Below are 21,142 nucleotides of genomic sequence, written 5' to 3'. Positions count from 1 at the left end.
ATGTCGCCGGCTAGTTCTTCGCGAGCCCCAGTCTAAGCTGTGCCCAAAATCGTTTGCTTCGCCGGATTCCGGCATCGGAGATCCAATTGGTTTGCGGCCAGTGCTGGATACAGTCGTAAGGGCAGAGCCTCTGGACGATTGTTTCGCTTCATTGAACGAGCGAAGAGGTCAGGAGGAAAAGTCGAGTTGATCCGTACCTGGATGTCGAGGAGGACGCGCCGAAGCTTCCTCCGACGTTGTGGCCTCAGAAACAAAGTTCGCCTCTGACTTCGATAACCCACGAGGCTCTGGCCAAACCATGACACACCCGCCACCAATCGCGGCTGTGAAAAACTTCTCATCTTCGCGAGGGTCCGCGTCCAGTAGCTCGGAGTAAATCTTGTAAAATCGACGAATGGTGCCCCACATTAGATTTCCGGCGTCCTGTTGAACCAAGGCTGTGCTTCTTCCAAACGAGCGGACATCCGGAGCAAATCGGCTTCACCTCCGAACGGAGCAATTATCTGAACGCCGATTGGTAGTCCGTGCCTGGACCAGTGCAGCGGAATACTTGCCGCAGGCTGGCCCGACGCATTGATGATCGCGAGGAAGGTGGCATATCGGCTGATCTTGGTACGGAACCCGAAGAAATCGTCGTTTGTGGTGATGACGCCGAGCTCGACCGGGGGCCGCATTAGCGTCGGCGTGAGAATGAAGTCGTAGTCACGTATATAGACCTCCATCTGTCGCCCGATCGTGTGGAAACGAGTAATAGCGAGCGCGTACATCTCGGCACTGAGGGTTTTACCTTGTTGGTATGCGTCGAGAATGGCCGGTTCAAGCTTCTGCTCCCAACCTGAAGAGAGGTCGTTTCGGACCTTGCCGTTGACCGAAACTGTAACGTTTGCGGCCATCACATTGATCTGGGCCTCGACGAACTTTGCGAAGTGGATGGGCGGAAGGGGGGCATCCACGACTTCGTGGCCCATTTTCTCAAGCAGGCCTTTCGCGGTTTGCAGCGCAATCTGGCATTCCGGATCGATCGGGATGTCATCGAAGCCCGCAGTCCACATGGCTATTCGCCTCGGCCTGTTGAAAGGCTTATTTAGTACGAAAGTGTATGCTCCCAATTTCGGGGGCGCGGCGTACGGTGCGCCTACCTCCATTCCCGCGACCCCATCAAGGGCGGCGGCGGTATCGCGAACAGATCGCGAGAGTACACCGTCCGTGGCAAGCCCCCCCCACCCCTCGCCTCTCGCAGGACCCGCCGGAATAAGGCCTCTTGAGGGCTTCAGACCATAGATGCCGCAGCACGATGCGGGGATTCGAATTGATCCGCCACCGTCGCTGCCATGTGCCAAGGGTATGATTCCAGAGGCTACTGCCGCGCCAGCCCCTCCGCTGGAGCCACCCGGAGAGCGGGACCGGTCCCACGGATTGCGCGTCGGTCCGCCGTTCTGCACGGCTTCGGTGGTCGGGGCCATGCTGAATTCCGGAACAGTCGTTCGCCCGAAGGGAAGCATTCCGTCTCCGATAAACCTTTCGGTCAACGTGGAGATCAAGCCGATGTTCATGCCTGCGAAAAGGCGAGAGCCTAGCGAGTTGGACAGAGGCGGATATCCCAGACCAGAATCCTTTAAGAGAAACGGAAGCGCTCCGAAGCGACCTTTCAATGAGGCTGATCGGGCTATTTCCCGGCCGTGCTCAAAATTCATGTTGCACAGAGCGTTGACCTTGACGTTCACATTTTCGGCGCGCTCGATCGCGATATCCATGAGCTCGAGAGGCGTCAGCTCTTTGTTGTAGAGCATGCGCGAAAGATCGATTGCATCCCGCCGTCTATACTCTGTCCATTTCATCAGCATATCTCTCGTCGTCGAATGCTATACCGCAGCCGCTTGTTCTTCAGCGCGGATTTTCAGCAACTTTTTGTCAATCTTCCCCGTCTTCCCCTGCGGAAGCTCCGCAACGAAATGGACTGTCCGCGGAACTTTAAAGTCGGAGACCTGCCCCTCGATGAAGCTGATCAGCTCGTCTTGGGACACCGATGCGTCCAAGCGCAAAACCACAAAAGCTACGGGCACTTCGCCGAAAATCCGGTCGGCAATACCCACCACGGCCGCGTCCTGGACCGCGGGGTGGCGTAGCGTTGCCTTCTCGACCTCAGCGGGAGAAATATTATGGCCGCCGCGAATGATGATCTCTTTGATCCTGCCTACGATGTAGTAGAAACCATCCTTGTCGCGGCTGACCAAATCACCCGATCGGAACAGGCCATCTTTGAGGGACGCAGCTGTAAGCTCCTCGTCCTTCGCGTAGCGCTTCAACGTTGCGGCTCCGCGAACGAGCGCTTCGCCCGGTTCATCGGTTCCGCACTCCGAACCGTCAGGGCGTTTAATTTCGATCACGGCTCCGGGTGCCGCCTTTCCGATCGCCCCGGCAGGAAGCTCCGCTGGATCATCGTAATAACAGCCGAAGACCGGAGCGACCTCGGTCATTGCGTAATAGTTTTGGAGAGGTTTTCCGAATTTTTCGACGAACCTGGCCGCGATCTCTTCCGGAAGCGGAGCGCCGGAGCAAATCAACTGGCGAACCTTGGAAAGATCGAAGCGCAACCCACGTTGCTCGCAGTATTCCATCATCATCGTGAACATCGTCGGGACGCCATGGTAAACGGTGACGGGGTACTCCTCGAACGTTGCTAGGACGTCCCTGGGATGGAATCGACGAAGAATTATTACGGTGCCGCCCACTGACAGGCCTGTCGCAGCTGCGGTCGAAAATCCGTACAGGTATCCAAGGGGGAGCGCGACCAACGTCGTATCACGTTCGCTTATTCCCCACATCCTTACGAGCGACGCTGCCACCGCCATCTGTGCGCGCTGATCGAGGACGATCGCCTTCTGGTTCCCCGTCGTACCAGACGAATAGGTGATTATGAAGTCGTCATCGAGATCGATGGCACCTTGACATTCGCCGGCCTCCGCACTGGCTTCCGTGAGGCTAGAGATATGGAACAGTTTCGCGGACGGGACCGCTTGCCTTGCAGTTTCTTCGACGTGGTCGTCGAAAAAAAGTACCTTCGCTTCGCTATGGCGGAAATTGTAGTCGACCTCACCGGCCGTCAAGTTGGGATTGACGGGGACAAACACTGCTCCCATTCGCGACGCCGCATAATAGCAGAAAAGATGTTCGGGATGGTTCTGCCCAAAGATAGCAAATGCGTCGCCCCTGCCAACTCCGAGTAACTTCAGACGCCGTATGACCTGCTCGATACGAACCAACAGCGTCCCAAAATTGATCGTCTGGCCCTCGTAGACGATCGCGGCTTTGTCCATCCTGGACTGAGCCGCTTCGAGCAGGGTGTTGTAGACTGAACTGGTTTTCGAAGGATGATGTCCCATAATGGCTTCCTGGTAGGCTTTTGTTTCGCGTCGATGACTTAAGGGCGGCTCTATTTCACCTGGAGCCATTCCGATTGTTCCACCGCGACTTCGGCCATCGTCATGAAATGAACGTCGGGCTGCGACCGCATATGGTCGATCAAGCGGGACAGCATCGCGATCCTCGGACCGCGGCCAATGACTTGGGGATGCATGGTGAGCGTAAACACGCCGTTGCCGAGCGAATGGCAGAAGTCGAATTCTTCCACCCAAAGATCGAAAACCTCGGCGGGGGTTCGCATGCCTAGATACATCGGTTTGTTTAGGAAAACGAAATGCGGGAAATCGTCGAGTTCCCAGGCAACAGGGATTTCCACAACACGACTAGGCTCGCCCCGTTCGTAGTCGTCTTCATCCGCCGAGAAGCGCTTGCGGGCGCGATAGGGCCGATAGTCGTCACCCATCATACTGGAGTCATAGAGCAGCCCGCGCTCCTCCAGCAGATCGATCGAGTTCGCACTGAGGTCCCAGGCCGGAGAGCGATACCCCTTGGGTGCGTAATCTCTTCCCAGAACGGATCGCATTTTCTCGATCGAGCGGTCGAGAAGGTCCGATTCCTGTTCCCGCGTCAACCCGATTGGGGTTTCGTGACAATATCCATGCAAGGCAATTTCATGCCCTTGATCTCTTATCCCAGTCACGCCGTCTGGAAACGCGCCTGCACTGTGCGCCGGGACAAAAAACGTCGCCGAGACCTCCTTGTCGGTGAGAAGGTCGAGCACCCTTGGAAGACCTACGAGCGCCCCGAACTCACCTCGTGAAAGCGGTGTCGCGGTCGTCTGCTTCATCGTGCTGATCCATAGCGATACCGCGTCAAAATCGAAAGTCAGGCAAACCGTGGTCATCGCAGAAACCTCGTGCGCAAACTCGGGTGGGTTCGCAAAATGTACCCGCCGGTATCTCAATGTGCATAAGCGTATGTTTATACGGCTTGGCCGGGAGAATGCAAGCACAACATGCGAGATAGTCGCATTTGCATTCTCTTTCGCACTCTGCAGATACTTCTGCGTATCCACCAAAGAGCTTGTAATGAGGGCGATGGTTATTCCCATGTAACCTGGTGCGCGGCGTTGACGCCCGAGGATCTGGGAGAGAGGCAGTTGCAGAGAACCAATTGAACGCGACTTTCATCGTGACATCGAAAATCGGGTCCGGTCGCAACTTCGGGCGCACCTCGACACGCTCAGTAGCGACCGGACTTCAGACAATTCTTTGACCGACCTGGCACTCGCCTTGACCACGTGCCACTGCCGCAGTCACGGAACGCCTGCGATAACTTCGATTTCCGCGAAAAGCTTAGGATCGTAAAGGCCAACTTGGACCATCACGCTCGCGGGCGGACAAGCGGAGTTATAGTAGCGGGCACGAACCTCCTTGATCGTCTTCAAGAGCTCAGGAGAAAACTCCCGGACAAAGCACGTGGTACGCGCCACGTGTTCGAAACCCAGTCCCGCCTGGGCCAAAGTCCGCTTCAGCCCGTCGAACATAGCGACGATCTGATCTTCCATCGAGGTCGTTACCGGGTCGCCCGACGCGTCCAGCCCGCAATGGCCGCCACTTACAAAGAACCCGCGTCCCTTGATAAGCATCCCCTGCGAGAGGCCCGGCCAGGTGGTTTCGGGTGGATTGACTTCCTTCAGCATTCCTTCACTCCTCTGAAATTGACGGCGGCCCGCGATCGGAACCACGTAAATACTAATAACGCTTTTTTACATACTTTAAAGTACAAAAAAATCGGGGTGGGGGGGATTTTGATGCCCAGCGTGCACCTGAAAAATTTCTAGAGTTCCAAATGTACTCTTGAGTATGTTTTTCATATTCTCTAGTATCATGTCGGGTTGCGGTCCTCGGCACCCTTCCATGAAGGGCGCGCAAGTAAGTTTCGCAAGCGGCAATTTGTCGGGTTTGATAATTTTGGATGAGGATTACATGACAAACGGGACACCATCGCATTGGGTGACAGGGGTCAGCGAGATCGCTGCCGAGGAGATCTACATCCGCGGATACGCGATGAGTGACCTCGTAGGAGTCATCCCGTTCCCAGGTATCGCTTACCTCCTGGTGCGAGGCGAACTGCCGACACCCGGCCAAGCACGCATGATGGATGTTCTCTTTAGTTCGATCCTCGACTATGGCCTGCAAAAATCCGGCACCGTAGCCGCGCGCGCCGTGGTGTCAGTTAACCCTGCGATGACAGCCGGCCTGGGAGCCGCCGTGCTTGCCGCGGGGGAATACGCACTCTCTCCGGAAGATACCGGGCGTTTCATTTCCGATACCTTCGCCCAGTGGAAGGCAACCGGCAAGCCGGTGGAGCAGGCCGCGTCGGACCTGGTTAGTGAGCTCCGCGCAGCGAAGCGCCGCGTGCCCGGATTTGGTCATCAAGTCTTCCGCTATGTCGATCCACGATCGGAGAAGCTTAAGAAGATCGCCCAGGAGCAGGGAGTGTGGGGAGAAGCTAATGAATGGTATGAAGCTGTGCATCGGGCTTTTCAAGCGGCCAGCAACAAGCCTGACCTAGTTCTGAATGACGTCGGCATGCTTGCTTCGATCATGGTGCAGATGGGTTTCACACCCGCGGAAATGTGCGGGTTGGCGATAATATCCACTATGCCTGGCCTCGTCGCGCATATCTCCGAAGAACTTCAATCCGGCGTGCGCAACCGGTTGGTACCTGAGTCCCATACCGAGTACACGGCGGCGAGGCGCGATCTGGGGCCGGAGCTTCGCAAGGCCGGGTGGTGACAAAGGCACGAGCAGGGGTTTCCGTTGCCTTTACATACTGCTCGCTTGACACCCTGAACTTGCTGGTAGACAATACATTCTCATGAGTATGTCGAATGAGATCGAGATGATGCGATGGGGTTGAATCGTCATCCGAGCTCGTAAGGAGAGAAATAAATGGACGTTAAGACCGACCAAAAGGCGCTCATTGTCGGAAAGAGTGCGATGTTTTTCGACGATTTCAAAGTCGGTCAGGAGTGGCTGACACCAAGGCGGACGATTACGGAAACTGACATCGTGATGTTCGCAGCGCTGACAGGCGACCATAACCCGGTTCACACCGACGAAACCTTTGCCAAGTCGACGCCCTTCGGCACTCGTATCTTGCACGGACCCGCGGTCTTCGCGATCACAACTGGTCTCGAGTTCCGTCTTGGTATCAAGGAAGGGACGGCAATCGCGTTCCTTGGCATGACGTGGGACCTTAAAGCCCCCGTGAAAATGGGAGACACAATCCATGTCTACCAGCGTGTGGAGGAAGTCCGCCTCACCTCCAATCCAGCACGCGGAATTGTGAACTTCTGGCTCGAAGTCCGCAACCAGAATGGCGAGGTATGTCAGCAAGGTGTGTGGAAGGTAATGTTCCACACACGCATCGCTGGTTGATTAAAAGTGGTGCGTGTTCCAGCGCGCCCACTTCACCGTCAGGCAGGGAGTTAACCCTGCCGTCGATTCTGACTTCCAATCGGTAGGAGCGATGTCGTGGGAATGGAAATCGTTGTTCTCATCAAAAAAGTACCGGACCCCAACCTGCCCGAGCAACTGGTTTCGATCTCTGATTCCCAGGAGGAGATCATCCTGCATGCTTCGGCACAGTATTCGATCAATCTTTATGATCTCAACGCCGCGGAAGCCGCGATTTCATTGAAAGAGGCGCACGGCGGCAGCGTCACCGTCCTCACCGCCGATAACGCCACGGCCGACCAGTATCTCCGCCGGATTCTGGCAATGGGGGCGGACCGGGCAGTGAGGGTCGAATTGGACCCCGCTGCCCGTCGCGATTCATTCCAGACCGCGCGCGCAATCTCGGCAGCAATCAAGCAGGTGTGCTCCCCTTCCGTCGTTATTGCCGGCCGTCAGTCATCCGACACAGACGCCGGCTTCGTACCTTTCATTGTCGCTCGCGACTTGGGTGCGTCGGCGATTTCTCCAGTCGTCTCGATCAAAACGATCGGTAATGAAGCGATCACAGTTGGCAAGCTCGCAGACTTAAGCATCGATGAGTACGAACTAAAATTCCCAGCGATGATCGTCGTCTCTAACGAGATCAATAAGCCGAGAACGCCCGGTTTGAAGGGCGTGATGGCGGCCAAGAAAGCAACTATCGAAGTCGTGACTGAAGCAGGATCCGGGCCCTCGTCAGTGCAGGCGAAGTTCGCGCCTAAGAAGGCCCAGCGGCAAGTTCAGGCGATCCAGTTCATCGAAGGCTCCGACGAAGACAAAGCGGCAGCCCTCCTAGCCACACTCGGAAAGTAGGCAGGTCGCCATGAAAAACGCAATCTTTGTTCTCCATTCGACGTCCGAAACAAGAGCATTGGAATTCGCCACGCTCGCGGCCATTGCGGAAAGACTCGGCAACGCCGGTTACACGTCGGATCTTCTAATCGTCGCAGCTCCCGGGGAATCTGGCGTTGACGTGCCCTACGGAAGCATGTTCCGCACCGTCACTGCTGTCTCCCCGACCAAGCCCGTTGGCGACGGTGCTGATTTCATTCTGCATATGGCCTCCAAGGCCGTGTCAGACGCCGGCGCATCCGTCGTGGTCGGATTCGGAAACCTGGCGAATCGCAACTGGGCACCGCAACTCGCAGCGGCGATAGATGCCGAATTCGTAACCTCCTGCGAGACGCTGAGCATCGAGCAAGACTCCATTCTTGTGAGTGCCCCGGCCATGGGCGGAATGGTAATGAAAATCCTCGCCCTCGGCAACCGCCCATCCGTGCTACTTTATAGCGGCGAAGCCCTCCCCGCACCGGAAGCTAACGAGGTGAGCGTTCCGACATCTGCCGTCGAGGTGGAAAACAATACCGTTCGGTTCATATCGTCCGAAGCATTGCCCGACAGCGGCGGCCTGCCTCTTCGTGGAGCGACCAAGGTCGTTTCCGGTGGTCTCGGTATTGGCTCCAGCGAAAAGTGGCGGGTCATTGAGGAGTTCGCCGCGAAGGTCGGGGCTTCCGTAGGCGCAAGTCGTGCGGCAGTTGAGATGGGATGGGTACCCTCATCTCGTCAGGTGGGCTTTAGTGGACAGAAAGTTAGTCCGGAGGTCTACGTCGCAGTCGGCATTTCCGGAGCCGTGCATCATCTTGCAGGAATCGGAGGCGCGAAGAAGATCGTCGCCGTCAACAAAGATCCAGAGGCGGCCATTTTCAAAATCGCGGATGTCGGCATCGTGGGCGACTACGAGCAGATATTGGCTGCAGCAATGCAAAAACTTGGATGACAAAGCTGTGCGCCACGGCAGTTCATCACCGTAGCTTCGTACCGGAGTGGAGTCCCATTCCGTTTCGAAGATCGCAGAATGAAGGGAACAAACAGCATGGGCGGCAAACGTATCACTGTCGTGGGAGCGAGCGAGCTCGGTTGCGAGTTCGCATTAGCCGCGCAGCAAGCTGGGTTCGAAGTCACCCTCGTCGACGAACATCCACAGGCGCTCAAGAACATGTCTTTCGACGCGCCGTACTTCTATGGGTCGGGGCTACCGCCGTCCCTGAGCGACGAGACGGCGGTATTCGACAACGTCCTTGGCTCGAACGAACTTATGCTTGAATGCGTCGAGAACGAAGTCGATGTCAAAATCGGTGTCGTTGCGTGGGGCGCCTTCCACAACACCGCCAATTCAATTCACATCGGAGTTCCAAAAGTCGGGCTCGTTTCGCGTGAGGGAAATGAGCTTGTGGAATACGACCATCTCGTGCTCGCAACAGGTTCCAGGGACTTCGTTCCCTCGTTTAAAGGGTGGGAGCTTCCGGGCGTTTTGGGCGGCAAGGCTGGTCTGAAACTGCTCAATGCATATCAGTGTTTTAGTGGAACGAAGTGTCTCGTTCTCGGCACTACAACGCTTGCTGTTGAGTTTGCGAAGGCAGCCCTAGCGCACGGTATCGCCATTGCGGGTTTCGTCGAGCCTACAACCGGATTCAAGGCAGGCGCCGAGAGCCTCAAATGGGCGACCACGCAAAACATCCCGGTCTTCTATGATTGCGTGATCCTGGAAGCGGACGGCACTGACAGGGTCACTTCCGCCACGATCACATCGCTAGTGCGTTCCAAGAACACCGAAATCGACTGCGATACCATTTGCGTCGCGATCGGAGCACTCCCCAATATTGAGCTACCAGCAGCGATGGGCTGCGCCCTGAGTTTCGCACAGGATCTGCCGGCTTGGGTGCCGTCAGTGGACGGGAGGCTTCTCACATCGGTTCCGAATGTCTACTGGCTTTCGGGATTCACAGAAACCGAAAATCAGGTGTCCAAGATTCTCTCCGCTGTCGGCGGTGGAGAGGATGAACAGGCGAGCGCCGCCGCCGGACACGGTTCTGCGAAACAGGCAGACTATATAGACCTTTGGGTGGCCAAGCTGGTCGAACGCGGTGGGACCGATGTGGTGCTTTGTCAGTGCGAGACGGTCACACGCGGCGAGTTCCTCGATCTCAAGCCGCCCCGTTACCTGGGCGCTGGATTGCGAGCTCCGCATGGTGCGGTCACCGGCGGCGAAACGGGTCCAAAGATCAACCAGGATCTGACGAAAAGAATGACCCGAGTGGGAATGGGCCACTGCCAGGGCAAGCGTTGCCGCGACGAAGCGGCTATCCTGCTCTCTCAGCGCTATGGGGTCCCGTTGGAAGACATCAGGCCTGGCAGCTACCGCTTCCCGGTACGGCCCATCGATATGTCACTCATCGCAGCGGAAGATGACGACTACCACACGCGCGAGAAGTGGCCACATTGGATGCATGAAGAGGTCGTTCCCGAGGGCGCTGCGGGCGACAAGAGGTAGAATAAATGGACAATTACGATGTGATAGTCGTCGGTTCGGGCCTCCTCGGCCTGTCAACGGCCTACAACGCTCAGAAGGCCGGCGCTCGCGTCGCGGTGATAGACCGCGGGCCGATTGCCTACGAAGCGTCGTCGCGCGCTACCGGATATCTTAGCCTTCGCGCCGACGATCCAGACGAAGCGCCCTTGGCAGAGATGGCCGAAAAGCTCTGGGATTCTCTGGACGAGGAGCTTGGTTACCCCACTGAATGGACTCAGAAGGGACGCCTCTGGGTGGCCTTCTCCGATAAACAGGTCGATGAGCTGCGGGAAACCCTTAAAGCCTTCCAGCGCGCGGACTTCGGCTTCGAGATGATCGATGCGGATGCATGTCGTAAGCTGATACCCATTCTATCGAATGAAACCCGGGCGGGCATCTACACACCTCGATCCGGGCACGCCAACCCGCAGCGCGTTTCACAGGCTTATGCGTGGGCTTTCCAGGACGTCGGCGGTACCATTTTCGAACACATGCCGGTTTACGCAGTGGTCGAAGAAGCCGGTAAGGTCAAGGGCGTCAAGACAGCGAACGGAGAGATTTTCGCCGAACGGGTCGTACTCTGCGCAGGCGGATACAATGCAAACTTACTGCAACCGTTCGGGGTACAGTTCCCCGTTGCCTCGGTTCGCCTCGAGGCCTTGGTCACCACCCCCCTGCCCCCCATGTATGAAGTCGGTTTCATCGGGTTGAATGGTCTTTCGATCCGTCAGACAAAGCGCGGAAATCTCCATGCCAACGGAGGACCGCATGAGTGGGTGGACGTCGAGGCTGATCACGAGCCTGCGAAACCGAATACGCCCATCGTACGGAATCTGGTCCGCCGCATGATCGAGGCATTCCCGGTCGCGGCAGGCACTCAGCTTCTACGGACATGGGCAGGTGTTCTCGATTTCACCCGAGACCAGAAGACGATCATTCACAGGTTCGATAATCCGGAAGGGCTTTTGGTTGCCGCTGGCGCTGGGCATGGCTTCGGGATGGCTCCCGCAGTTGGCATCGCGATGGCAGAGCTTGCTCTCAAAGGTACGACCAGCGCACCGGTCGGCCGACTGAGCCTTGAGCGATTCGCAGACATTTCGCCTAACTGGAAGACCGAGAAGCAGTGGAACGCCGGATCATACAATACGTAGCCATCGTGTCCCGGCACTAGGATACGACAGGGAAAACAGGGCCTTACATAACGCTGCAGTCAAATTCATCCGTCGGTTAATTTCTGCGTGGCTTGCCTTTCAAATTTTTATACCGTAAAGAACGAAAACATACTGAGAAAGGTACCCTATGGACATGGAAACGCCGCGGGAGACTCCAAAGCCTAATATTCGGGGCAGGATCAAGCAGCAGAAGACAGAGTTGATCCAGGAAGAAATCCTAGACGCGGCTTCGCGCCTAATCGCCGCTCGCGGCTTCCGAGCAGTAACGGTGGACGACATCAGCGCGGAAATGGGCTTCACGAAATCGATCGTCTACTACTACATGAAAAACAAAAATGAGATCCTCTGGAGGATCTTCGAGAAAATTGACGAAACCTATGCCAGCGGGCTTGAGGCCGCACTAAAGGCAGGTGGTTCTCCGACGGAGGCCCTAGCGCGGGTTGTTAAGATGCACGCGCACAATGTGATGACGCATCAGGAATGGTCGATGATTTACAACCGCGATGAGAACGAGCTCACCGAAGAACAGCGAGCAACGGTCACGGCCAATCGTCGCAAATATAACAAGCAGATCCAGGACCTTTACGCTACCGGCATCAAAGCTGGAGAATTCCGCGACGGCGACCCGTTCCTAGCAGTGTCCTGCTTGATCGGCGCTTGCAACTGGCCTTACACCTGGTTCCGTAGAACGTCTTCGAAATACAGCGCCGAAGACGTAGCTTCGGCTTTTGCGGACCAGCTTATCCAAGGGGTCGCCAAAGTGCGTGAGAGCTAGCCTCCTCACGCTTTTTCCCGAATTGCGTAGTCAATGCAACCAGGTCAGTTTCTCGTTCGGATTGCCAGTCCCGGGGCGTCGGTGCAGGCTGCGTTTGCACGGCCTGATGCAATTCTTGACGGCTCGTCTTTTGGTTCCGGCTAAGTCCGCCGAGCGCAAAACCGATTCTTGTGGTGTCAAGAACGCGTTTCCAGTCATTCCACGAACACGACGGTGTCATTTAGGTCCACGCGGCCAGTTCTGAAGTTATTTGCAGAGTGGTCCTTCCACTCGTAACCGAGCGACACGCCGCATATCACCTGCAGATCGGTCGAGATCGGCGCATATTTCCGGATAACGTCCGCGTAGTGGGCAATCGCACCCTGAGCCACGGCCGCCACACCCATTGCCTGCGCGCCTAGCAGGAAGTATCCGAGATAGATTCCTGTGTCGAAAAGCCCTCGCTCCGCAAGGTCCTTGTGGGCCGTGACAACCGCAAGGTGTGGCGCCCCGAAAAACCGAAAATTCTCGAGAGCTTGGCGCGCGGAACCGTCACGGTCTCCGCGTTCGACGCCGACCGCGTTGTAAAGCGCCCAGCCACATTCACGGCGCCGTTCCTGGAACACGCCCCTGTAGGCTCCGATCGGAGGAATGTCGGACGTCCGCTTGATGCCAGTCGCCGCGGCTTCGTAAATTTCAGATCTCAGACCCTCGAGGGCCGGGCCACTAATTATGAAAACACTGGCTGGCTGAGTATTACAGTCCGAAGGAGCCGTGCGCGCGATTTCGAGGATCCGCTGAATGTCATCCCTGGCAACTGGTCGCCCTTCGAACGCCCGACAAGAATAACGGGATTTTGCTAAGGTAAGGAGGGTTTCGTACGAGTTGGCTTCTGTGTAAATCACTTCCTGGTCCATTAATCTCGCTCATCTTGAGTAAAGACGTTGACCGCATTGGCACTGCCGGCACGGCACCGGCTGAGTCCGAACCATGGAGCTTGACCTATGGCCTTGGCTTCGACGGCTGTCGAAGCCAAGTTTATTTCAGATCCCCAAGAGGTATTCGTTACTGAACAGTCCAGCCCCCGTCGATGACGAGCGAATGGCCGGCCAAATAGGCTGCGTACGGCGAGGCGGCGAACATGATCGCGTTGGCGATATCGAGTGGCACGCCCTTCTTGCCGGCAGGGACGCGTTTGAGCGCATCCGGGTTCACACCCACGCCGCGTGCCATATCGGGGGCATCATTGCCGAGGATGCGAGCCGAATTGCCACGCATATCGGTCTGGATCATGCCAGGACATACGGCGTTGATTCCGACGCCGGTCTTAGTAAGCTCGACGGCCATCTGCCGGGTGAGGCCAATAACGCCGAATTTCGATGCCGTGTATGCAAGACCATCGGCCCCGCCGAGGATACCACCCACTGATGCGACATTCACGATGCGACCATCCCCACGCGCGACCATGTCCTTGAGTACGGCGCGGCAGAAGTAAAAGGTGCCGCGAAGATTGGTGTTAATGACCCGATCCCAGAGCGTGTTCGAAGTCTCTAAAACACCCGCAAAGCCGTCGAAGATCGAGGCGTTGTTGACCAATACGTCGATACGGCCGTGTTTGCCGATGACCTTGGAGACCACGTTGTCGATAGAGCTTTCCTGTTGGACGTCAGTCTGGACGAAATCGACTGCGAAGCCCTCCGAGGCGAGAGACTGAACGACCTCGGCGGCCTTGTCTTCGAGATAGCCTGCGAGGGTCACATCCGCGCCGGCACGCGCGAAAGCTTCGACGGTCGCCCTCCCGATTCCGGTCTCGCCACCGGTGATAACGACAACTTTTCCCTTAAAGTCGAACATGCATAAATCCCTTCAGCTGCAGTTGATTGTATCTGGTCCGCTTCGCCCACGGACCGAAAAGAGCTCTGTGCGATGACAAGCTTTTCCAAAAGACACGCCAGGCCTATTGCATTCCATGACATACTAATCCGTATAATACAGTACTATAAAGATTGCGCAACGGCCTCATTGGGACGACTGCCGATTTCTTCCCTTATCACGAGGTTTCGAAGAAAGATCGGTCAGCACCTCTTTACAAACATACCCATAATAATGTTTATTATACGCGCCAGTAGGCAAATGAGCGCGGCAGTGAGGCGGGCACGTTAATCCAACGGTGCAAGCCTTTGCCAGAGTGCCGGAGGGTCTAACTTTGCAGACAGATTTAACGAAAACGCTTGGAATCGAACTTCCTATATTCGCATTCTCACACTGCCGTGACGTTGTCGCGGCCGTGACCAAAGCTGGTGGAATGGGCTCGCTCGGCGCGGCCTGGATGACCCCTGAAGAACTCGAAATGTCGCTTGACTGGATCGAGCAGCGTGTCGATGGGAAGTCGTTTTCAGTGGACTTGGTCTTTCCCGGGACCGGCGGCGAGGATGTCGAGAAGTCGCCGGATGAATACCGAAAGCTTATACCGGCGGACCATCTTAATTTCGTGAAGCGTCTTCTCGATAACGCTGGAATAGCCGACATTTCCGAAGCCGACCGCGACGCCTATCTTGCGGAGTATGCTGAGAAAATGGCGATGACCAACAAGAAGAGCCGCGAACAGCTCGAAGTCGTTCTCAGCCGCAAATCGGTAAACCTTGTCGTCGGCGCTCTCGGCGTGACTCCGGAATGGGTCGTCAAGGAAGCCCACGCAAAAGGCGTGAAAGTCGGCGCGCTCGTCGGCAGCGGGAAACACGCTGCCAAACAGCGCGCCGCAGGCGTTGACGTGCTGGTAGCACAGGGTACCGAAGCCGGCGGGAGCGTCGGCAACATCGCTTCGATGGTACTGTGGCCGCAGGTTGTCGGGGCCGCGGAAGGTATCCCTGTTCTCGCAGCAGGTGGAATATCGCGCGGTTCGCACATTCTGGCCGCCCTCGCACTTGGTTGCCAGGGCGTCTGGATGGGTTCCCTCTGGCTGGGAACGGCAGAGAGCGATCTCAGTATGGAGATGCGCGAAAAGCTTTTTGCCGCCGTGTCCGAAGATGCGCGATTGTCGAAGGCCATGACGGGCAAGCAGGGCCGCATGCTTTACACGAAGTACGTCGACGCTTGGCACCGCCCCGACGCTCCCAAGCCATTGGATTGGCCTATGCAGTCAATCATGAATGGCTATCCGTTCAAGCGTGCTGAGCGCGGGCGCAACCTCGACTACTGGACCTATTCAGTCGGTCAGGTGGTCGGCGATATGAATGAGCACACGACTGTCAAGTCAGAAATCGAGCGCATGCTGAATGAATATGTCGAGGCGCTAGATAGGCTGCAGGGCGTGACGTCCTACTAACGCAGGCCCGTGAGCACTGTCGTGTCGGCGGGGCCTGTGGCCCCGCCGTAAGTTTTCACATCTAAAATTGGTATCAAACGAATGACCCCCGAACGCGAAAGCATGGAATTCGACGTGGTGATCGTCGGCGCAGGTCCGGCCGGTCTCTCAGCGGCGATCCGGCTGAAGCAGGTCAATCCGGAGCTTTCGGTCGTCGTGCTGGAGAAGGGCTCGGAAGTCGGCGCCCACATCCTGTCCGGCGCTGTCGTCGATCCGATCGGCATCGACCGGCTGCTGCCCGGCTGGCGCAAGGAGGCCGACCATCCCTTCAAGACCGAGGTGAAGGACGACCACTTCCTGCTGCTCGGTCCCGCCGGCTCGATCCGCCTGCCGAATGTGCTGATGCCGCCGCTGATGAACAATCACGGCAACTACATCGTCTCGCTCGGCCTCGTCTGTCGCTGGCTGGCTGGCAAGGCCGAAGAACTCGGCGTCGAGATCTATCCAGGCTTTGCCGCAACCGAAGTGCTCTACAATGACGAGGGTGCGGTGATCGGCGTTGCCACCGGTGACATGGGGATCGAGAAGAACGGTGAGCCCGGCCCGAACTATACCCGCGGCATGGAACTGCTTGGCAAATATACCCTGATCGGCGAGGGCGTGCGCGGCTCGCTCGCAAAGCAGCTGATCGCCAAATTCGATCTGCAAAAGGAACGCGAACCGCAAAAGTTCGGCATCGGCATCAAGGAACTCTGGCAGGTCAAGCCGGAGAACCACCGTCTCGGCTTGGTGCAGCATTCCTTCGGCTGGCCGCTCGGCATGAAGACCGGCGGCGGCTCTTTCCTCTATCACTTCGAGGACAATCTGGTCGCCGTCGGTTTCGTCGTCCATCTCAATTACAAGAACCCCTATCTCTATCCCTTCGAGGAATTCCAGCGCTTCAAGACCCATCCGGCGATCCGCACCACCTTCGAGGGCGGCAAGCGGCTGTCCTATGGCGCGCGGGCCATCACCGAGGGCGGTTATCAGTCGGTGCCGAAGCTCTCCTTCCCCGGCGGGGCGCTGATAGGCTGTTCGGCCGGTCTCGTCAACGTTCCCCGCATCAAGGGCAGCCACAATGCGGTTCTGTCGGGCATGCTGGCAGCCGAGAAGGTCGCCGAGGCGATTACAGCCGGCCGCAGCCATGACGAGGTCACCGAGATCGAAACCGAATGGCGCAAGGGCGACATCGGCAAGGATTTGAAACGCGTCCGCAACGTCAAGCCGCTGTGGTCGAAGTTCGGCACGGCGCTTGGTGTGGCGCTCGGCGGCTTCGACATGTGGACCAACACGCTGTTCGGCCTTTCCGTCTTCGGCACGCTGAAGCATGGCAAGACCGATGCGCAGTCGCTCGAGCCGGCCGCGCAGCACAAGCCGATCGCCTATCCGAAGCCGGATGGTGTCTTGACCTTCGACCGGCTGTCCTCGGTGTTTCTGTCGAACACCAATCACGAGGAGGACCAGCCGGTGCATCTGCAGGTCAAGGACATGGGCCTGCAGAAGCGTTCGGAGCACGATATCTATGCCGGTCCGTCGACGCGCTACTGTCCGGCCGGGGTCTATGAGTGGGTGGAGAAGGACGGTGAGGAAATCTTCGTCATCAACGCCCAGAACTGCGTGCACTGCAAGACCTGCGACATCAAGGACCCCAACCAGAATATCAACTGGGTGCCGCCGCAGGGCGGCGAGGGGCCGGTCTATCCGAATATGTGATCACCCACCACTGTCAGGAGTTTCCAATGCTGAATGCCGAAGTCGCCAACCGCCGGTCCGACGCCGTATCGAGAGGCGTCGGGGTTACCACCCAAGTCTATGCCGAGCGCGCCGAAAACGCCGAAATTTGGGATGTCGAGGGTCGGCGCTACATCGATTTCGCCGCAGGCATCGCGGTCGTAAATACCGGACACCGCCATCCCAGAGTCATCAATGCCGTAAAGTCCCAACTCGACCGCTTCACCCATACATGCCATCAGGTCGTCCCGTACGAAAATTACGTACGCCTGGCAGAACGTCTCAATGACCTTGTCCCAGGCAACTTCAAAAAGAAGACTATCTTCGTGACAACGGGAGCGGAAGCCGTCGAAAATGCCGTCAAGATCGCACGGGCAGCCACCAACCGCTCGGCAATCATTGCATTCACCGGGGCGTTTCACGGCAGAACGTTTATGGGCATGGCTCTCACGGGCAAGGTTGTCCCGTACAAGACTGGCTTCGGCGCGATGATGCCGGACGTATTCCACGTCCCCTTCCCCGTTGAGCTCCATGGAACGTCGGTCGAAGACTCGCTCTCCGTTCTCGACAAACTGTTCAAGGCAGACGTCGATCCGAACAGGGTCGCGGCATTCATCATCGAGCCGGTCCAGGGCGAAGGAGGCTTTTACGAAGTGCCGCGCGCATTCATGCACAGGCTCCGCGAACTGGCAGACGAGCATGGCATCCTGCTGATCGCCGACGAAGTGCAGACAGGGTTTTCGCGCACGGGCAGACATTTCGCCATGGAGCATTACGGCATTGCTGCCGACCTTACCACTATGGCAAAGGGGCTAGGCGGCGGTTTCCCCATCGCAGCGGTGACCGGACGGGCGGAGATCATGGACGCTCCTAGTCCCGGCGGCCTCGGAGGCACATACGGTGGCAACCCCATCGGCATCGCCGCTGGGAACGCTGTCCTGGACGTGATCGAGGAAGAGGGCCTCAACGACCGCGCCGAGCAGTTGGGAAATCGGCTCAAGCAGCGTCTTCAGTCTATGCGAGATGCCATTCCCCAGATCGCAGACGTGCGTGGACCGGGTTTTATGAACGCCGTTGAATTCAACGTGCCGGGTTCAAAAACACCGCATCCTGATTTTGCAAACAAGGTGAGGTTGAAGGCACTGGATAAGGGCCTGATCCTTCTAACCTGCGGTGTCTACGGCAACGTAATCCGGTTCCTGGCACCGATTACGATCCAGGATAACGTTCTCGCGGAAGCGCTCGATATGCTTGAACAGGCACTTCACGAAGCGGCACAGGAGGACTGATCAATGGCAATTTCACAGGCTCTGGCATCAAAGCTGAAGGACCCGACCCTCGCGGCCGATAAGGCGCTTATCGCAGGAGAATGGGTTAGTACCGCCGACAGCGGCAAGACCTTCGAGGTGACCAACCCGTCGACGGGCGAGGTTCTAGCCACGCTTCCCGATATGAACCGCGGAGAGGCAAGACGCGCAATCGACGCTGCCTATAAGGCGCAGAAGGCTTGGGCCAAAAAGACGGGCAAGGAACGCGCAGCGGTGCTCCGAAAACTTTTCGACCTGATGGTTCAGAACGCCGACGACCTCGGAACCATCCTTACCGCGGAAATGGGGAAGCCCTTCTCCGAGGCGAGAGGCGAAATCCTTTACGGCGCGTCCTATGTCGAATGGTTCGGCGAAGAAGCCAAACGTCTTTACGGAGACGTCATTCCCAGCCACCTTCCTGACAAGCGCATCATGGTTATCAAGCAGCCCGTCGGTGTCGTTGCGGCCATTACGCCGTGGAACTTCCCCAATGCCATGCTGGCTCGCAAAATGGCCCCGGCGATCGCCGCAGGCTGCGCTATGATATCGAAGCCGGCGCGCGAAACCCCTCTATCCGCTCTCGCGCTCGGCGTGCTTGCCGACCGCGCTGGCGTCCCAGCCGGCATTTTCAATGTCATCCCGTCGAAGGATTCGCCGGCGATGGGACTGGAGTTCACCGAGAATCCGAAGGTCCGTAAACTGACCTTCACCGGTTCAACCGAAGTCGGTCGGATCCTGGCGCGCCAAGGCGCAGAACAGATTCTCAAGCTCGGCCTGGAACTGGGCGGCAACGCGCCGTTCATCGTTTTTGACGACGCGGACCTGGATGCGGCCGTCGAAGGGGCCATGGTGTCCAAATACCGAAACAATGGCCAAACCTGCGTGTGCGCCAACCGCCTCTATGTGCAGTCCGGCGTGTACGACGACTTCGCTCGGAAATTGGCGGAGCGCGTATCAGCCATGAAGGTCGGCGATGGTTTCGAACAGGGTGTGAACGCTGGTCCGCTTATAGACGAAAAGGCGCTCGCTAAGGTCGAGGAACACATTAAAGACGCGCTCTCCAAAGGTGCTCGGATTGAGGTGGGGGGCAAGCAGCATGAAAAGGGCGGGCTGTTCTTCCAGCCGACGGTCCTAACCGGAGTTACGACTGAAATGAAGGTTGCAAGGGAAGAGACATTCGGACCTGTGGCCCCCCTGTTCAGGTTCGAGACCGAAGAAGAGGTCATCGAATTGGCCAACAATACCGAATTCGGTTTGGCCTCGTATTTCTACTCGAAAGACGTCTCCAAGATCTTCCGTGTGGCCGAGGAGCTCGAGTACGGCATGGTTGGCATCAATACCGGCTTGATTTCGACCGAGGTCGCACCGTTCGGGGGCATCAAACAATCCGGACAGGGCCGCGAAGGGTCGAAATACGGTCTGGATGACTACACCGAGATCAAGTACCTCTGCCTGAGCGTTTGACGAGGTTGCGGGAAGCCCAGGATTGATGGGCTTCCCGTTCAAGCCTAACCCAAGCCCGCCTTTACGAGGGCTTGACGAGGCTCAAGCGCATGAGTTTTGATTTGCGCCCACGTTCCGAACAGACGGGCCTGGTCAAAATGCCAGAAGGCCGCAGTCGACAGGCAAGATCGCGCCGTTTGCCCGCTGCATGGCGTATGGTTTGACATCCGCACCGGTGAGGTCAAGCGGGACTACGCTGCTTAATGTGCTGATCTAGCCTACTTATCTCGAACATGAAGTTCAGTTTGGTCAAAGTTATCAATTCGCATGTGCCGATGACCTGCACGTGCGCATTACCGGCCACACTATTGAGATTTCTGCATGAAAAGTAAAAGGTCACGGTTGAAGGCTTCCGGTTCAAACCAGACCGGATCGTGCCCACTCTGTTCAAAGCACGTTAATGACGCCTGCGAAAATTGCGTCGCCATCCACTCCATTCCTTCATAAAGGTAATACGGGGTTTTACGTCCAGTCACGACCCATACGGGGATGGTTACGAGAGGCAAGACGTCTCGCCAGTCGCTGACAAGATGATTAAGCAGCAATTGGGTGGCGGACGAGTGATCAAAGCCGTCGAAAGAATCCCCTTCTCCGTCGCCGAAGATCTCTCGCACAGGAGCAGGCCGAGCGGGATCCCTTCCCTCTCCGAATGGGCGTATGAAATTGGCCTGGTCCCAGACGCTTTCCCAGTGAACGTTTCTGATACCCCAGTTCCAACTGTTGTCGTTTACGAGCCGAGGCGATTGGTCGATCGCTACAAATTTCGACACATCCTTGGTACCGAAAAGACTAAACATGGATAGGCAGACGTTCGCACCCAACGAATGGCCGACAAGGGCAATGTCAGTGAGCCGCAAGGAGTCGATCAGCTCACGAAGGTCCATCCCCAGCCTTGACATCCTCTGCCCGAATGCCGGTTTGTCCGAACGGCCATGCATGCGCTGATCCAGCGCAATGACGCGGTAGCCGCTGGCCACCAGAAAATCAGTCTGGAAATACCAGTAGTTGGCGTCCGTACTGTAGCCATGAACAAGAACGACTGGCGGTCCGGAGCCTTGATCGTCATAGACTAACCGAACATTATCCGATGTTTTCAACACTTCGTTTTTTGCCATTC

At 57.1% G+C, this 21,142-nt stretch carries 18 protein-coding genes; 11 read left to right on the top strand and 7 right to left on the bottom strand.

What is annotated here, in order from left to right; genetic code table 11:
- Positions 1-407 precede the first annotated feature (407 nt).
- The 4 genes from HJB83_RS03255 to HJB83_RS03240 all read right to left on the bottom strand — a co-directional run bounded on the left by HJB83_RS03255 (position 408) and on the right by HJB83_RS03240 (position 5,065).
- Entirely contained in the window at positions 408-1,838 is a 1,431-nt protein-coding gene (locus HJB83_RS03255) for an amidase (protein ID WP_221159426.1), read from the bottom strand.
- Between the two features lie 24 nt (positions 1,839-1,862).
- Positions 1,863-3,452: a class I adenylate-forming enzyme family protein gene (locus HJB83_RS03250; RefSeq protein WP_259671256.1), complete on the bottom strand. Its 1,590-nt coding sequence runs from the start codon at positions 3,450-3,452 to the stop codon at positions 1,863-1,865.
- Positions 3,434-4,267 carry a polysaccharide deacetylase gene (locus tag HJB83_RS03245; protein WP_221159425.1) on the bottom strand — a complete coding sequence of 278 codons (834 nt, stop codon included), beginning with the start codon at positions 4,265-4,267 and terminating at the stop codon, positions 3,434-3,436. The genes HJB83_RS03250 and HJB83_RS03245 overlap by 19 nt, the downstream gene beginning before the upstream one ends.
- A gap of 411 nt (positions 4,268-4,678) precedes the next feature.
- On the bottom strand, positions 4,679-5,065 hold the full coding sequence (locus HJB83_RS03240) for a RidA family protein (protein WP_221159424.1): 387 nt from the start codon (positions 5,063-5,065) through the stop codon (positions 4,679-4,681).
- 217 nt (positions 5,066-5,282) lie between these two features.
- Between HJB83_RS03240 and HJB83_RS03235 the strand changes: the two genes are divergently transcribed.
- The 7 genes from HJB83_RS03235 to HJB83_RS03205 all read left to right on the top strand — a co-directional run bounded on the left by HJB83_RS03235 (position 5,283) and on the right by HJB83_RS03205 (position 12,162).
- Positions 5,283-6,164 carry a citryl-CoA lyase gene (locus tag HJB83_RS03235; protein WP_259671255.1) on the top strand — a complete coding sequence of 294 codons (882 nt, stop codon included), beginning with the start codon at positions 5,283-5,285 and terminating at the stop codon, positions 6,162-6,164.
- Positions 6,165-6,320: 156 nt separating this feature from the next.
- Positions 6,321-6,809, top strand: a complete 489-nt coding sequence (locus HJB83_RS03230) for a MaoC/PaaZ C-terminal domain-containing protein (protein WP_221159423.1) — start codon at positions 6,321-6,323, stop codon at positions 6,807-6,809.
- Positions 6,810-6,911: 102 nt separating this feature from the next.
- A complete protein-coding gene (locus HJB83_RS03225) occupies positions 6,912-7,679 on the top strand; it encodes an electron transfer flavoprotein subunit beta/FixA family protein (protein ID WP_221159422.1) in 768 nt (255 codons plus the stop codon).
- A gap of 10 nt (positions 7,680-7,689) precedes the next feature.
- Entirely contained in the window at positions 7,690-8,643 is a 954-nt protein-coding gene (locus tag HJB83_RS03220) for an electron transfer flavoprotein subunit alpha/FixB family protein (RefSeq protein ID WP_221159421.1), read from the top strand.
- Positions 8,644-8,721: 78 nt separating this feature from the next.
- The gene (locus tag HJB83_RS03215; RefSeq protein ID WP_259671254.1) at positions 8,722-10,197 is read left to right on the top strand and encodes an FAD-dependent oxidoreductase; all 1,476 of its coding nucleotides are present in this window, start codon (positions 8,722-8,724) and stop codon (positions 10,195-10,197) included.
- A 5-nt stretch (positions 10,198-10,202) separates the two neighbouring features.
- On the top strand, positions 10,203-11,366 hold the full coding sequence (locus HJB83_RS03210; RefSeq protein WP_221159420.1) for an FAD-binding oxidoreductase: 1,164 nt from the start codon (positions 10,203-10,205) through the stop codon (positions 11,364-11,366).
- A 148-nt stretch (positions 11,367-11,514) separates the two neighbouring features.
- Complete coding sequence (locus tag HJB83_RS03205; protein ID WP_221159419.1) at positions 11,515-12,162, top strand: TetR/AcrR family transcriptional regulator; 648 nt, start codon at positions 11,515-11,517, stop codon at positions 12,160-12,162.
- 194 nt (positions 12,163-12,356) lie between these two features.
- Here the strand turns inward: HJB83_RS03205 and HJB83_RS03200 are convergent, their stop codons facing one another.
- Positions 12,357-13,058: a nitroreductase gene (locus HJB83_RS03200; protein WP_259671253.1), complete on the bottom strand. Its 702-nt coding sequence runs from the start codon at positions 13,056-13,058 to the stop codon at positions 12,357-12,359.
- A gap of 148 nt (positions 13,059-13,206) precedes the next feature.
- Positions 13,207-13,995, bottom strand: a complete 789-nt coding sequence (locus HJB83_RS03195; RefSeq protein ID WP_221159418.1) for an SDR family NAD(P)-dependent oxidoreductase — start codon at positions 13,993-13,995, stop codon at positions 13,207-13,209.
- Positions 13,996-14,311: 316 nt separating this feature from the next.
- Between HJB83_RS03195 and HJB83_RS03190 the strand changes: the two genes are divergently transcribed.
- From HJB83_RS03190 to HJB83_RS03175, 4 genes are all read left to right on the top strand, one after another.
- Positions 14,312-15,466, top strand: a complete 1,155-nt coding sequence (locus HJB83_RS03190; RefSeq protein ID WP_311044483.1) for a nitronate monooxygenase — start codon at positions 14,312-14,314, stop codon at positions 15,464-15,466.
- A gap of 81 nt (positions 15,467-15,547) precedes the next feature.
- Positions 15,548-17,197: an electron transfer flavoprotein-ubiquinone oxidoreductase gene (locus tag HJB83_RS03185; protein WP_221159417.1), complete on the top strand. Its 1,650-nt coding sequence runs from the start codon at positions 15,548-15,550 to the stop codon at positions 17,195-17,197.
- 26 nt (positions 17,198-17,223) lie between these two features.
- A complete protein-coding gene (locus HJB83_RS03180; RefSeq protein WP_221159416.1) occupies positions 17,224-18,504 on the top strand; it encodes a 4-aminobutyrate--2-oxoglutarate transaminase in 1,281 nt (426 codons plus the stop codon).
- 3 nt (positions 18,505-18,507) lie between these two features.
- Positions 18,508-19,986, top strand: a complete 1,479-nt coding sequence (locus HJB83_RS03175) for an NAD-dependent succinate-semialdehyde dehydrogenase (RefSeq protein ID WP_221159415.1) — start codon at positions 18,508-18,510, stop codon at positions 19,984-19,986.
- Between the two features lie 344 nt (positions 19,987-20,330).
- Here HJB83_RS03175 and HJB83_RS03170 read toward each other — a convergent pair whose 3' ends face one another.
- On the bottom strand, positions 20,331-21,140 hold the full coding sequence (locus HJB83_RS03170; protein ID WP_221159414.1) for an alpha/beta fold hydrolase: 810 nt from the start codon (positions 21,138-21,140) through the stop codon (positions 20,331-20,333).
- Positions 21,141-21,142: the final 2 nt, after the last annotated feature.

It is taken from the genome of Rhizobium sp. NZLR11, assembly GCF_019685115.1.
GTDB lineage: Bacteria > Pseudomonadota > Alphaproteobacteria > Rhizobiales > Rhizobiaceae > Rhizobium.
Note: the sequence above shows the minus strand (reverse complement) of the source record. Positions and strands in the feature narration are given on the sequence as shown.

Bases quoted from the DNA above. Each gene is read 5' to 3' on its own strand.
- HJB83_RS03255 (WP_221159426.1), bottom strand. From the start codon at position 1,838: ATGAAATGGACAGAGTATAGACGGCGGGATGCAATCGATCTTTCGCGC.
- HJB83_RS03250 (WP_259671256.1), bottom strand. From the start codon at position 3,452: ATGGCTCCAGGTGAAATAGAGCCGCCCTTAAGTCATCGACGCGAAACA.
- HJB83_RS03245 (WP_221159425.1), bottom strand. From the start codon at position 4,267: ATGACCACGGTTTGCCTGACTTTCGATTTTGACGCGGTATCGCTATGG.
- HJB83_RS03240 (WP_221159424.1), bottom strand. From the start codon at position 5,065: ATGCTGAAGGAAGTCAATCCACCCGAAACCACCTGGCCGGGCCTCTCG.
- HJB83_RS03235 (WP_259671255.1), top strand. From the start codon at position 5,283: ATGAAGGGCGCGCAAGTAAGTTTCGCAAGCGGCAATTTGTCGGGTTTG.
- HJB83_RS03230 (WP_221159423.1), top strand. From the start codon at position 6,321: ATGGACGTTAAGACCGACCAAAAGGCGCTCATTGTCGGAAAGAGTGCG.
- HJB83_RS03225 (WP_221159422.1), top strand. From the start codon at position 6,912: ATGGAAATCGTTGTTCTCATCAAAAAAGTACCGGACCCCAACCTGCCC.
- HJB83_RS03220 (WP_221159421.1), top strand. From the start codon at position 7,690: ATGAAAAACGCAATCTTTGTTCTCCATTCGACGTCCGAAACAAGAGCA.
- HJB83_RS03215 (WP_259671254.1), top strand. From the start codon at position 8,722: ATGAAGGGAACAAACAGCATGGGCGGCAAACGTATCACTGTCGTGGGA.
- HJB83_RS03210 (WP_221159420.1), top strand. From the start codon at position 10,203: ATGGACAATTACGATGTGATAGTCGTCGGTTCGGGCCTCCTCGGCCTG.
- HJB83_RS03205 (WP_221159419.1), top strand. From the start codon at position 11,515: ATGGACATGGAAACGCCGCGGGAGACTCCAAAGCCTAATATTCGGGGC.
- HJB83_RS03200 (WP_259671253.1), bottom strand. From the start codon at position 13,058: ATGGACCAGGAAGTGATTTACACAGAAGCCAACTCGTACGAAACCCTC.
- HJB83_RS03195 (WP_221159418.1), bottom strand. From the start codon at position 13,995: ATGTTCGACTTTAAGGGAAAAGTTGTCGTTATCACCGGTGGCGAGACC.
- HJB83_RS03185 (WP_221159417.1), top strand. From the start codon at position 15,548: ATGACCCCCGAACGCGAAAGCATGGAATTCGACGTGGTGATCGTCGGC.
- HJB83_RS03180 (WP_221159416.1), top strand. From the start codon at position 17,224: ATGCTGAATGCCGAAGTCGCCAACCGCCGGTCCGACGCCGTATCGAGA.
- HJB83_RS03175 (WP_221159415.1), top strand. From the start codon at position 18,508: ATGGCAATTTCACAGGCTCTGGCATCAAAGCTGAAGGACCCGACCCTC.
- HJB83_RS03170 (WP_221159414.1), bottom strand. From the start codon at position 21,140: ATGGCAAAAAACGAAGTGTTGAAAACATCGGATAATGTTCGGTTAGTC.